This window comes from Synoicihabitans lomoniglobus (assembly GCF_029023725.1).
Taxonomy (GTDB): domain Bacteria; phylum Verrucomicrobiota; class Verrucomicrobiia; order Opitutales; family Opitutaceae; genus Actomonas; species Actomonas lomonigloba.
This window is the reverse complement of sequence record NZ_CP119075.1, coordinates 2997366-3010558: the sequence shown is the minus strand read 5'-3', so window position 1 is coordinate 3010558 and position 13193 is coordinate 2997366. Positions and strand designations below refer to the sequence as shown.

Below are 13193 nucleotides of genomic sequence, written 5' to 3'. Positions count from 1 at the left end.
TTGACGCTCGCTCGGAGAAGGGGCTCGCTGGTGCTCCGATGTCCAACGCCAAGCCCGAAGCCCGCAAGCCCGTTCTCCTCGTAATCCGTGATGGTTGGGGTAAGAGCCCCGACCCCGCGACCAACGCCACCAATGCGACCGAACTCGCGACCAAGCCGTGTGACGATGCCCTGCAGGCGTCGAGCCCCCGGGCACTGGTGCGGGCGTCCGGTCTCGACGTGGGTCTGCCCGATGGCGTGATGGGCAACAGTGAGGTGGGGCACGAAAACATCGGCGCGGGTCGCATCGTCGATCAGGAGCTGGTGCGGCTCAACAAGCTCTTTCTCGAAGGCAAACTCGCTTCCAACGCCACGTGGCACTCGATCATCGAGCGCGTGAAAGCGGGCGGTCGCCTCCACCTCATGGGCATCGTATCCGACGCCGGGGTGCACGGCATGTTGGAGCATCTCTACGGTATTCTGCAGCAGGCCAAAACCGATGGCATCAGTGACGTGTTCATTCACGCCTTCACCGACGGTCGCGACACGCCGCCGACCAGCGGGCTCGGTTACGTGCGGGCCGTGGATGCGAAATGTGCCGAAATCGGGGTGGGGAAGATCGCCTCGGTTTGCGGACGTTTCTGGAGCATGGATCGCGACAATCGCTGGGAACGGGTGCAAAAGGCCTACGATCTCCTCACCGGCCGCGCGGCGGTCGCCACCGCCACCAGCGCGGAGCAGGCGGTGCAACAGTATTACGACGCGCCGCTGACCCCGAGCCAGACCGGTGACGAATTCGTGGCGCCCACCGCCATCGTCGATGCCGCGGGCGAACCGGTGGCACACTTTCAGGATGGTGACGCGATTTTGTTCTACAACTATCGCGGCGACCGGCCGCGTGAGATCACCAAGGCCTTTGTCATGGATGATTTTGATGGCTTCGACCGGGGTCAAAAGCTCGATCTCTATTACGCCACCATGACCGAGTATGAAAAAGGTCTGCCGGTTCACATCGTATCGCCCAAACCCGAGAAGTTGAAAAATATCCTCGGTGAAGTCGTCGCCAACGCAGGTATCGGCCAGTTCCGCTGCGCCGAGACGGAAAAGAACCCGCACGTCACCTTCTTCTTCAACAACTACCGGGCCGATCCGTTTCGTGGTGAAGACCGGGCCTGTCCGGCCAGTCCGAAGGTCCCGACCTATGACGAGCAGCCCGAAATGTCCGCGGCGGAAGTCACGGCGCTCTCGAAAGAGGCGATCCTGTCCGGAAAATACGGACTGATTGTGGTCAACTTCGCGAACCCCGACATGGTCGGCCACACCGGTAATCTCGAAGCCGTGGTGAAAGCCGTGGAAGCGACGGATCGCGGCGTCGCGGAATTGCTCGGGGCCCTGGCATCGGTCGGCGGCAAAGCCATCGTGTCGGCCGATCACGGCAATTGTGAACAGATGTGGAATCCCGACACCAACGGTCCCCACACCGCGCACACCCTCAATCTCGTGGCGCTCTATGTCGTGGGCGAAGGTTTTACCAAAGACGGCACCAAGATGCGCGAAGGAGGCCGCCTCGGTGACATCGCACCCACCGTTCTCGACCTCATGGGGCTGGAAAAGCCGGTTGAAATGACAGGTGAGAGCCTGATCGTGCACTGAGCACCGGGTCCGTTTTGTTCCGGAGCGGCGCGCACCGATTATTGATTTGCGGTGCGCCGCCGCCGTAAGCTTAGGTCTGCCCCTTTCGTCTTTATCATGAAGCACACCCATCACTGTGCCCAGCTCACTTCAGCTGACATCAACTCCACCGTCACCCTCGTGGGTTGGGTGGATACCATCCGCGACCAGGGTGGCATCATTTTCATCGATTTGCGTGACCGCAAAGGTCTCACGCAGATTAAGCTGGAGCCGCACGACAACGAGCAGTTGGGCGAGCAGCTCAAGCACCTGAAAGACGAGTCAGTCATTGCCGTGGCAGGTTTGGTTTCGCCGCGTCCCGAGGGCACTCAAAACGCCAATCTACCCACCGGGCAGATCGAGGTCGTCGCGACGGAGCTCCAGATTCACAACCTCGCCGACACGCCGCCGTTTCCGCTCGACGATGCCGGGGGTGACAAGGTCAACGAGGACCTGCGTCTCACTTACCGTTATCTCGATCTGCGGCGTCCGCGCATGCGCCGTAATCTCCAGATGCGGCACACGGTCAGCAAGACGATCCGCGATTACTTCGACGAGCAGGATTTCATTGAGGTGGAAACGCCGTTTCTCTTTAAGAGCACGCCGGAAGGTGCGCGCGAGTATCTCGTGCCGTCGCGCATCCATCCCGGCGAGTTCTACGCGCTGTCGCAGTCGCCCCAGCAGTATAAGCAGATTCTGATGGTGGCGGGCGTGGAACGGTATTTCCAGATCGCGCGTTGTTTTCGCGACGAAGATCTGCGTTCCGACCGGCAGATGGAATTCACCCAAGTCGACGTGGAGGCCTCTTTCGTCGATCGGGAGGACATTTATGCCCTCTTCGAAGGCATGGTGAAACAGGTGTGGAAGCAGGCCGCCGGCGTCGACATCGAGACGCCGATCCTCCGCATGTCCTACCAGGAGGCCATGAACCGCTTTGGCGTCGACAAGCCCGACATGCGTTTCGGTCTCGAACTGGTTGATTTTTCCGAAACCTTCCGGGCTTCCTCCTTCAAAGTATTCTCCGGCACGGTCAAAAACGGCGGTTCGATCAAAGCGATCAACGCGAAAGGACTGGCCGACATCACCCAAGGTGAGCTCAAGAGTTTGGAAGACGCGGCCAAATCGCTGGGCGCCAAGGGCCTGGCCTTCATCAAGGTCGAGGCGGGGGAATGGAAGTCGCCCATCGTAAAGTTCTTCTCTGATGAGGAGAAAGCCGCTCTGACCGCGCAACTCGGCCTCGAAGACGGTGACATCATCTTTTTCGCGGCGGCCGAGTGGGAGCGAGCGTGCTCGATCCTCGGACGCGTGCGTCTCGACAGTGCGGCGTTGCTCCAGAAGCGAGGCAAAATCGAGCTGCGGGCCGACGATTGGAAATTTCTCTGGGTCATCGAGTTTCCGCTCATGAGCTACGATGAAGAAGCCGGGCGTTTCGTCGCCACGCACCATCCGTTCACCTCGCCGGTGCCGGAGGACATCCCGCTGCTCGACACCGACCCCAAGGCGGTGCGCGGACAACACTACGACCTCGTGCTCAACGGCATGGAGTTGGGCGGCGGCTCGATTCGTATTCACCAACCGGCATTGCAGAAGAAAGTCTTCGAAGACGTGCTCAAAATCCCGGCCGATGTCGTGGAGAGTCGTTTCGGCTACATGCTCAAGGCCTTCAAATATGGGGCGCCTCCCCATGGTGGCATCGCGTTTGGTCTCGATCGCATGGTCGCGCTATTATGCGGAACCACCAGCATTCGCGATGTGATTGCCTTCCCCAAGACCCAGCGGGGGCAGGATCTCATGGCGCAAAGCCCGACCCCGGTGACCGCTCGCCAACTCAAAGAGTTGCACATCCAGACGGTGGTGCCGGAAACGGATTAAACAGCGGCACGTTTTATTGCGAACCACTTACAACCGGAGCCGATCGGCTCCGGTTTTTTTGCGTCCCAAACCTATGATGCGGAGTATGTATGAAATTTATTCAGAAATGAAAGTTCGTTGGCACACACCGTGCTTTTTCGGTCGAACGGCACGGCCTCTGGTCGAGATGCCTCAACGTCTACAACCACTACTCGATACCCAATAAAACTTATGAAGCTACGGTCCCAGCAACTGACCAGCTGGCTGAAGATCTCCGGACTCTTCGTCTTGCTGGCTGCGCTCTCGCCACTCTTCGGTCAAGATGAGCCTCCGCCCTACGAGTCCTATGACGCATTCGCCGAATCCGGCGGATTCGCCCTCTTCACCGTCAACAATCTATGGCTCCTGATTTCGGCCGCTCTCGTGTTTATCATGCACTTGGGCTTCTCCTGTGTGGAGACCGGACTCTGTCAGTCGAAGAACACGGTTAACATTCTCTTCAAGAATCTGTTCATCGTCGCCATCGGTATTCTCGGTTACGCCTTCTGGGGCTTCAACTCCATGTATCCGGGGGACTTCAACGGCTTCTTCGCCACCGGTTCCTGGTTTGGCGTCGATAACGAAGACATGACCATGATGACCGACGCCTACGCCTCTTACACGTGGTGGACGGACTTCATCTTCCAGGCCATGTTTGCCGCCACCGCCGCGACCATCGTCTCCGGTGCCGTCGCCGAGCGCGTTAAGCTCGGTGGCTTCATGGTCTACGCGACGCTGCTCGTGACCTTCTTCTACCCGATCACCGGTTCCTGGCAGTGGGGTGGTGGTTGGCTCGCCGAAAAGGGCTTCTACGATTTCGCCGGTTCCTCCCTCGTGCATGCGTTCGGTGGTTTCGCCGCTCTCGCCGCCGTGATTGTGCTCGGTCCCCGCAATGGCAAGTATCTCGCCGGGGGCAAAGTGAAGCCGATCCTCGGTCACTCCATGCCGCTCGCCGCCATTGGTGTGTTCCTCCTCTGGCTCGGTTGGTATGGCTTTAACGGCGGTTCGGTGCTCAGCGCTGATCCTCGTGGTGTCTCCTACGTCTTCGTGACCACGACGCTCGCCGCTGCGGCCGGTGCCGTTTCCGCGATGCTCGTCAGCTGGGCGCTCCTTAAGAAGCCCGACCTCTCCATGGGTCTCAACGGTGTGCTCGCCGGTCTCGTCGGCATCACCGCTGGTGCGGACTCGGTGTCCATGTCTGGTTCCATCTGGATCGGCATCATCGCCGGTGCGCTCGTGGTCTTCTCGATCATCTTCTTTGACAAGATCAAGATCGACGACCCGGTTGGTGCCATCTCGGTCCACGGTATCTGTGGTATCTGGGGCACGGTGGCAGTCGCCATCTTCTCCGACGCGGCTCCCTTCGGCATCCAGCTGATCGGCACGCTCTCCGTCTCCGCCTTCGCGTTCATCGCGTCTCTCATCCTCGCGACCCTCGTCAAGGTCACTCTCGGCCTGCGCGTCAGCGCGGACGAAGAGTCCGAAGGTCTCGATCTCGGCGAACATGGAGCCGAAGCCTATCCGGACTTTACCCCGGCGCACAAAGGCTGATGAAATTCTCGCAAAATCGGCGTAGGCACGAAGCTTGCGCCGATGGAGCGGGAGTCCTATCTCTTACATCGAAACCTTCATTATTTATCGTATGAAACTCATCCTCGCCATCATCAAGCCCTTCAAACTGGAAGAGGTTAAGGAAGCCCTTTCCGAAATCGGCGTTGAGGGTATGACCGTGACTGAAGTCAAAGGCTTTGGTCGTCAAAAGGGTCACACCGAAATCTATCGCGGCAGTGAATACACCGTCGACTTCCTCCCCAAGGTGAAGATCGAGATCGTGGTCCCCGACGACGTCGTCGGCAAAGCGGTCGACACCATCGTGGGTGCGGCCAAGACCGGCAAGATCGGTGACGGCAAAGTGTTCGTCGTTGGTCTCGAAGAGGCCGTGCGTATTCGCACCGACGAGCGCGGCGAAGCCGCCATCTGATCCGAGTCGCGACTCAACTTATATTCCTTCAACGGCCATCCTTCGCGGGGTGGCCGTTTTTTTTTGCCCTCAACGCCCGGAGGTCATCGCCCCGTTTTCTCAATCGTTCTCGTTACTCGTAATCGTTCTCCCCGCGCTGCGGACCGATCGATCCTGAGAGAAAGAGAAAGATCGCGGGGAACGGGCGGGCGGTTACTCCGGGAGCAGGTAGACTTCGACCAGCACGATCCCGCTTTGGCCGGACGGGGCGGTCACGCGGGCGGTGTAAGCGCCGGGAGGCACGCTGATGACAAAAGCGGCGTCGGCACTGTCATTCTGCAGGGGAAAAGCTCCAACCGTTTCCGCGGCGGCGCGCACGCGTTCAAACCCTCGCCAATCATCGTTGCCCACTTCGGCGGTTTGACCGGCAAGCAGGGTGAGTCGCGGATCATTCAGGGTGGTTGCCGGATTCAGGAACTCGTCCAGGCCGGGACCGACCGCACGCAGCAGCAGGGTGCGAGGCGTGGCCCCTTTGAGAACGAAACCGATAGTCACATCGCCGTTGGCCGTGAGGTTTGTGCGGGCGGATAGGTTGGTGAGACGAGTGCGCAGCTCGTCGACCGCACCGTCGTAGATTTCGACCAGTGCGACGCCGGGCTCGGTCGCCGCGTTGCGGGGCGAAACCTGAGCCGTGTAGACCGCGGCATCAAAACGGACCCGCACGACGCTGTCGTCACTCGCGTCCGGCAGTTCGAACGCCCCCAAGTCGCGACCGTCGCCGCTGTTGCTGTTCCATCCTCGATTCGTGGCCAAGGCCGCGGATATGTCGTCGGAACGAAATACTTCCAGAGCGGTTTCCGTGACGACTCCGGCGACCCCGAAATCGGACAATGCGGGGCCGACGCCACGCACCACCAATTCCTTGGTCACGTCGCCTTGCAGAACAAACCCGGCCGTGAGCACGCCGTTGCCACGGGTGGTGCGATTGCGCACGGAGAGATTTACGAAGCGGCCGGGGTCGTCCGGCATCGGGGTGATGATTTGGCCAATGCTCTCCAGGGTGGCGCGACCCAGATGTCGCGGGCCGTGGCGATATTGTGGCCACGGGTAATCGGCTCCAGCGGCCGGACCGATACCATCGAGATCGAAGGCGTAGACTTTGCCGTCGCCGTTGCCGATGTAGAGGCGGCCATCGGCGAGCGCGGGTGAACTGCGAAACCAGTTGCCGGCCGACCAACTCCGGATGAGCTCCCCGTCGCGGTCGAAGCGGAAGAGTTTGTTGGCATAACTGCCGACAATCACGGAACCATCGGAGGCGATGGCGGGCGAACTGGCGCGGGCCTGCGCCTCGATGTTGGCTTTCCATACCAGTGTGCCATCCGCTTGATCGAGGGCGTAGAGAAAAGCGCCATAGCTGGCGAAATACGCGCGTCCGTCGCCGAGCGCGATGGAAGAGGAGACGTTCTCGCCCGCGTCGGGAGTGCGAAACACCCACCGGAGGTTCCCGTTGGCGGTGAGGGAAAAGACGGTGCCGTTGAGGGTGGACGCGTAGATGTTGCCGTTCGCGTCGATCGAGGGCGAGGTGTAGATGCCGCTGTCGTCGGGCGTGCCGTCTTCGATGGTCGGCGAGAAACGCCAGCGGCGGGAGCCGCTCGGGTTGATCGCGTGCAAGGCGCCGTCGTTGGCCGGGAGGAGAATCGCACCGTCGGCCGCAATGGCGGGTCCGGCATAGGACGCTTCGCCGTCCGGCACGCTGTAGCTCCACTGTTCCACGCCGGCAGGCGAGAAGGCGCGCAAGGTGCCGGAATCCTGTTTGAAGTAGACGGTCCCGTCCGCCGCGACGGCGGGGGCCGAGAAGTAGGAGGATTCGCCCAGGTTGGAGGTCCACCGTTCCGAGCCATCCGGGTTCAGCGCGTAGGCGATGCCGGTGTAAGTGCCGAAGTGAATGGTGCCATCGGGAGCGACGGCGGCGGCGTTGGAGTCGGCATAACCGTCTGTCGCCACCCGCCATTTGAGGGTGCCATCGGGATTGAGAGCGTAAAAGAACGCATCCTGGCTGCCGACGTAGATGGTGCCGTCCGGACCGATGGCGGGAACGTTGGTGACGGTGGGACGACGCAAATACAGCTCGTCGGGGTCCGAGGTATTTTGGCCGGTGGTGAATTGCCAGATGGCATCGGTCACCGACACGGTAATCTCGCCGACCTCCTCGCCGAGCGTATCCAGAGCGATGTGATAGGTGGTGTCCTCCACGGCGGCGAACGACACCAACGCGTTGAGATTGGCGCCGTCGATCCCGCTGTCGTCGTTGCGCCCGACGACGGTGAGATTGTTGACCCGGCTTCCGCGGTAGACGGCCAAAGCCGGGTTGGCCGAGGACGAGTAGGCACTCACCTGAAAATTACCGTCGTGGGGGGCGGTCCATTTATACCAGAGGGATTTTCGGTTGGCGCCGGTGGCATGCAGAGGCTCGCCGGATTGGGCGGTCGCGTTGGCGTTGGTCGTGGTGACCAGCGGGGCATCGCCCTCGAGTGATTGGGCGGAGTTGAAGTCGTCGTTGGCGGCCGATGACGACAGGTTCATGAGCAGGAGTCCGGCGGACGTGCCGTCGACCGCGATGTGGTAGGACGTGCCGCTGGCGGCGGTGAAGTTGACGCGCGACGTCAGGAATCCGGCGCTTTCGTTGTCGTTGTCGACCACGAGGTTGAGGCCAGACAGGGTAGTGCCCGTGTAGACGGACAGTTGAGTGTCGCCGAGAGAGCCACGGGTGTCGATGGACACGAGTCCGGCGGCGGGCGCTGTCCAAGTGAACCAAAGCGATCGACCGAGTCGTCCGGCGTGACTGGGCTCGCCGGCTTCACTGGTCGCGCGCTCCAGACTGTTGCGGACCGATACCACCTCCCCGGCAAGCACGGCGCGATCCGCGAAATCGTCGTTAAAGGGTCGGCGATCGGTGGTCGCCAGCGCTCCGGCCACGTTGAGACGACCACCGGTCTGCACGCGGCCGCGAAACGCGGTGACCGGTGTGACTCCGCGCAGCAGACGGTTGATGGTCGACCGGTAGGTATCGGCAGGGTAGTGTGCTTTGAGCAAGGCGATCGCGCCCGACACCATCGGCGCGGCCATGGAGGTCCCGGATTGCACCAAGGTGGCGGTATCGTCGGCGACGCCCAGGGAGAGAATTTCGCTGCCCGGTGCGAACAGATCGACCATGCCGGAACCCGTGTTGGACGACGTGGCTTCATCGTCCAATCGCGTGGAGTTGCCGACCGTGACGATATTATCGTGAGCGTAGCTGGCGGGGTAAACGCTGGAGAGATCGAGGTCCAAGCCATCATTGCCGGCGGAGGTGACGAAAATGATCCCGGCATTGCGGGCGCGACGAATGGCTTCGCTTTCCGCGCGGTAGTAGCCGGTTTGGCCAAAGGAGGCGTTGATAATGTCGGCGCCTTTCGCGATCGCGTAATCGATGCACTCGATTTCGTCGACCCCGCTGCCGTTGCCATCTTCCCCTCCGAGAAAGCGCAGAGGCATGAGTTGCACGCGCCACGCCACGCCGGAGCCCGCGATGCCGTTGTTGCCGACGGCACCGATGATGCCGGCCACGTGGGTGCCGTGGCCGTCCTCTTCGGGATCATTGGGGCTGCCGGTGCCGACGCGCGAGTCGATGCCGTGCACGTCGTCGATGTAACCGTTGTTGTCGTCGTCGCGATTGTTGCCGGCGATTTCGCCGGGATTGGTCCACAAGTTGGCGACCAGATCCTGATGGGTCAGGCGCGCCCCGGTATCGATCACGGCGACAATGATGTTCGAGGCGTCGGTGCGGAGATTCCAGGCGGCCTCCGAGCCGATATCCGCCCCCACGGTGCCGCCAGACTGGCCGGTATTGCGGTGGTGCCATTGGCGGCCGTCGTTGACCAGCGGATCGTTGGGCAAGACGGCGGCGCGGCGAATACGATCGAAATCGACGAACTCATAGCGGCCGGTGGCCATCAACTGTGCCTGCGCGGCGGCCGGACTGAGATGATCGGGCAACAGCAACGACCGCATCCCACCCAGTCGGGTGAAAACGCGATCAATCTCGAAGCCCTCGGCGATCTCGGCGGCGGCCAGGTCAGCCTCGAAAGCTTCATTGTACTCCGTCCCGGCCGTCAGCCGCGGCATCGCGACGACCTTTTGGTTGGAATACCCTTGGGTCAGCTCAGTGGCGCTGAAGGTCTTGGTGCGCATGCGCTCCGAGTCGGGCGCGGCGAGACCGATGGAAGCCACGGCGGCCGTGATCAATACGAGGACGGCGATTCGCCGGGAGGGGGCGCGGGCAACGGGCATGGGGAAAAATGAGACCGCAGGTCGGGAGTGGGGTTCGAAAAATGTTAACGATTTGCGAATCAGGTCAGCTGGGACAGGTAGTGACGCAAGGCACGCTGGTAGGCGGTGATGCCGGGGTCTTCGGTGGTGTCGAGCAGCGTCGTGAGCGCGAGTTGGAGCGCCTCGGTGTGGCGGCCCTGATCGTGACGAACGAGAGCGAGAAAGGGGGCGAATTCCGGTTGATTGGGAAATTGTCGGGCGCCGGACTCCAACACCTCGGCGGCGCGATCCGTCTGACCGAGGTTGCGCAACGTGGAGCCGAAACCAATCAACGCGCCGCTTTGCTCGTTGGGCGGCAGCCCGAGGGAAATGGCGCGTTCGTAGTGGGGCAGGGCCTCGGCCTCGCGACCCAGTGAGTCGAGCGTCCAGGCGAGCTGATAGGCGATTTCCGCGACGTTGGGGTGGCGCTCGTCCAGCGATTCCAATTGCGCCAGGACGCCGTCGATTTGACCGCCGTGACGAGCACCGGTGATGGCGTCGAGGGCGGGCTTCCAAGCAGGTAGTTCGTCGTCGCTCATCCTGCGAAAAGACCACAGCCAGCGCGGGAGGCAAGGGAGAGGCACGTGAAATCTTGCCCCGTCCGGTTAACAGCAAAGCCGCGATCGAGGGATTCGGGTGGCGCGAGCCGGGATCATGGCAATCGTGGAGGACATGCGACCGCTACCCCGCTTGTTGATATTGGCCACAATTGTAGTCCTCGGCATCCGCGCCGAACCGATCCGGATCGGCACCATGCCGGGTCTGCGCTACGATATCAGCGAATTTTCGGTGCGGCCGGGAGAGACCGTGGAAATCGTGTTCAGTAATGACGATGACATGGAGCACAACATGGTCTTCACCCGCCCGGGCGCGCGGTTGGATGTGGTCAACGCGGCGATGACCATGGGGGCGGGCGGGGCGGAAAATCATTACGTGCCCGACTCCCCGCAGGTGCTCTGGCATACGGCGGTGGTGCCGAGCGGAGAGAGCACGACGCTGACGTTTCAGGCGCCCGAGACGGTGGGCGAGTTCCCCTACGTCTGCACGTATCCGGGGCATGGATTCATCATGTTCGGCACCATGCACGTGACCTACACCCCGGCTCCACCGGTGCCGACCAACCCGGAAATGCCGCTGCCCGAGCCGGAAGAGCACGCGGTGGCCGCCCATGACCACGAGGCACCGGTGTTTGACGATGTCGTGCGCGTGGTGCGTGCGTTCATGCCGGACGCGGGTCCTGCTTCGATTGCGGTGGGATTGCGGGACGGGTATTCATATTGTTGGGACGCCGGTGCGGTGCGGTTTCGTTATGCGTGGCACGGCGGCTTCGGTGAGGCGGTCTACCGGCAGCCGATGCAATTGCAGGGGGAGGTGTTTTATCGGGAGGAAGCAGGATATCCCTTGCGCGTCGGGTCGGATCCGGCGGTGGCTCCGACGACCGTGGCGTTTCACGGCTATACGTTGGATGCCGAGGGTCGACCGACGTTTCATTACGAAGTCGACGGCGTGCGCGTGAGTGAGTTTGTCGAGGTGGTGGGCGGGGCGCTGGTGCGGCGCTTTACCACCGCGGGCGCGGAAACGGTGTGGTTTGCGATTCCGGAGCAGGACGCCGCCAGATTCTCGGCGACGGGAGAACGCACCGACGCGTTTTTCAAGTTCAGCGGAAAAGCCGCCGCGGCGTTCAGTGTGGAAGTCCGCACGGGGTTGCCGGTCAGTATTTCCGACTACTATCGGATCGAATCGTTGCGGTTGCCGGAAGGCGAATTCAGTGCGGATGCCGTGGCTTTCATGCCCGACGGTCGTCTGATGATCGCCGCCTCGTTGAGTCGGCTTTACACCTATGATTTCGCCACTGAAACCTGGACCTTGTTTGCCGACGGGATGCACACCCCGCTCGGGCTGTTGCCGGAAAGCGACACGGCGGTGTTGATGATGCAGCGACCCGAACTCACGCGCGTGCTCGACCGCGACGGCGATGGCCAAGCCGACGGTTTCGAGACGGTCTCGGACGATTTTGGGGTATCGGGCAATTATGCGGAATTCGCGTTCGGACCCGTGCGCGACCACGAGGGCAATCTGTTTTACAGCCTCGGCACAGGATCGCATTACGGCTCGCCGCTGACCAACGAAGTGCGGGGATTATACAGTGAGTTCGGGGCGTGGGGCCGGATGAATGCGCCGGTGCCCTATCGTGGTTGGGTGATGAAAGTGGGAGCGAATGGCGAAACGACCCCTTTTGCGGTGGGGTTTCGGGAACCCAATGGTCTGGGCATCGATCCGGCGGGGCGGCTCTTCGTGATCGACAACCAGGGCGACTGGGTGGGGGCGAGTCAGATCTACCACGTGCGCGACGGTGGATTTTACGGACACGTCCCGCCGTTGTCCTGGCATCCGGATTTCGCGGGTAAGCAACCGTTGGATACGCCGGTGGCGGAGCTCGATCGTCGCCGCGGCCGGCCCGCCGTCACGTTTCCCTACGGTGACATGTCGAACTCACCCACCGAGCCACGTTGGGATGCGACCGGCGGGGCGTTTGGACCGTTTACGGGGCAAATGTTCATCGGCGAGATGAACCACCGGCGGCTGATGCGCGTGATGATGGAGGAAGTGGATGGGGAGATGCAGGGCGCGGTGACTCCGTTTTGGGAGGACACGGGCCTGAACTTGGGTAACAACCGACTCACGTTTGCCGAAGACGGCAGCCTGTGGATCGGTCAGACCAAGCACGAAGCCTGGGTGGGGGAGAGTGGTCTCCAGCGCATCAGCTGGCGGGGAGTGGTGCCGATGGAGGTGGAGACCATGTCTCTGACGGAGACGGGTTTTGATCTGCGTTTCACGCGTCCGATTGAAAGGAGCGCGGCGTCCAACCCGGCAAATTACGTCCTGCGCACGTATTTCTACAATTACCACGAGCTCTACGGCTCGGAGAAATTCGACGGACGTGACGTCGCGGTCACCGCGGCCGTCGTTTCCGCCGATGGTCGCACGGTTTCACTCACGTTGGCGGAGGTGGAGCCGTGGCGGATCTACGATTTCAAGCTCAACAACCTGCACAGCGCTGACGGTCACGACCTCTTGAACCGCTGGATTGTTTACACGCTCAATCGGCTGCGGGGAGGCCATACGCCGCCACCACCGGCACCGATCGAAGTCGAGACGCGGGAGCGACGGGTCCCCACCGTTCCGGAAGGCGGGGTGCGTGGCGTGGGTGGACCCCAGGGGTTTGAGAGCCCATGACCTTGTCGGCTGCGAACGGGCTCGCGCGGTCTGCGCGAGGGCTGTGCTAGCGGGAGCGCCTGCGAGCAGGCGGCCTACACCCTTTACCACGCCAATCGGGGCGGACGTGA

The 13193-nt window shown here is 61.9% G+C and carries 7 protein-coding genes; 5 read left to right on the top strand and 2 right to left on the bottom strand.

The window, feature by feature from the left end:
- Positions 1-38: 38 nt before the first annotated feature.
- From gpmI to PXH66_RS11790, 4 genes are all read left to right on the top strand, one after another.
- Positions 39-1631: a 2,3-bisphosphoglycerate-independent phosphoglycerate mutase gene (gene gpmI / locus PXH66_RS11805; RefSeq protein ID WP_330931693.1), complete on the top strand. Its 1593-nt coding sequence runs from the start codon at positions 39-41 to the stop codon at positions 1629-1631.
- Positions 1632-1727: 96 nt separating this feature from the next.
- Positions 1728-3521, top strand: a complete 1794-nt coding sequence (gene aspS / locus PXH66_RS11800; protein WP_330931692.1) for an aspartate--tRNA ligase — start codon at positions 1728-1730, stop codon at positions 3519-3521.
- Between the two features lie 210 nt (positions 3522-3731).
- Positions 3732-5090: an ammonium transporter gene (locus tag PXH66_RS11795; RefSeq protein ID WP_330931691.1), complete on the top strand. Its 1359-nt coding sequence runs from the start codon at positions 3732-3734 to the stop codon at positions 5088-5090.
- Between the two features lie 91 nt (positions 5091-5181).
- Positions 5182-5520: a P-II family nitrogen regulator gene (locus tag PXH66_RS11790; protein WP_330931690.1), complete on the top strand. Its 339-nt coding sequence runs from the start codon at positions 5182-5184 to the stop codon at positions 5518-5520.
- 192 nt (positions 5521-5712) lie between these two features.
- Here PXH66_RS11790 and PXH66_RS11785 read toward each other — a convergent pair whose 3' ends face one another.
- Together PXH66_RS11785 and PXH66_RS11780 are read right to left on the bottom strand one after the other, a co-directional pair.
- On the bottom strand, positions 5713-9828 hold the full coding sequence (locus PXH66_RS11785; protein ID WP_330931689.1) for a S8 family serine peptidase: 4116 nt from the start codon (positions 9826-9828) through the stop codon (positions 5713-5715).
- Positions 9829-9887: 59 nt separating this feature from the next.
- On the bottom strand, positions 9888-10385 hold the full coding sequence (locus PXH66_RS11780) for a tetratricopeptide repeat protein (RefSeq protein WP_330931688.1): 498 nt from the start codon (positions 10383-10385) through the stop codon (positions 9888-9890).
- Between the two features lie 133 nt (positions 10386-10518).
- Between PXH66_RS11780 and PXH66_RS11775 the strand changes: the two genes are divergently transcribed.
- Positions 10519-13083 carry a plastocyanin/azurin family copper-binding protein gene (locus PXH66_RS11775; protein WP_330931687.1) on the top strand — a complete coding sequence of 855 codons (2565 nt, stop codon included), beginning with the start codon at positions 10519-10521 and terminating at the stop codon, positions 13081-13083.
- Positions 13084-13193: the final 110 nt, after the last annotated feature.

Excerpts from the sequence above, each read along its gene's own strand:
- gpmI (WP_330931693.1), top strand. The coding sequence starts at position 39 with ATGTCCAACGCCAAGCCCGAAGCCCGCAAGCCCGTTCTCCTCGTAATC.
- aspS (WP_330931692.1), top strand. The coding sequence starts at position 1,728 with ATGAAGCACACCCATCACTGTGCCCAGCTCACTTCAGCTGACATCAAC.
- PXH66_RS11795 (WP_330931691.1), top strand. The coding sequence starts at position 3,732 with ATGAAGCTACGGTCCCAGCAACTGACCAGCTGGCTGAAGATCTCCGGA.
- PXH66_RS11790 (WP_330931690.1), top strand. The coding sequence starts at position 5,182 with ATGAAACTCATCCTCGCCATCATCAAGCCCTTCAAACTGGAAGAGGTT.
- PXH66_RS11785 (WP_330931689.1), bottom strand. The coding sequence starts at position 9,828 with ATGCCCGTTGCCCGCGCCCCCTCCCGGCGAATCGCCGTCCTCGTATTG.
- PXH66_RS11780 (WP_330931688.1), bottom strand. The coding sequence starts at position 10,385 with ATGAGCGACGACGAACTACCTGCTTGGAAGCCCGCCCTCGACGCCATC.
- PXH66_RS11775 (WP_330931687.1), top strand. The coding sequence starts at position 10,519 with ATGCGACCGCTACCCCGCTTGTTGATATTGGCCACAATTGTAGTCCTC.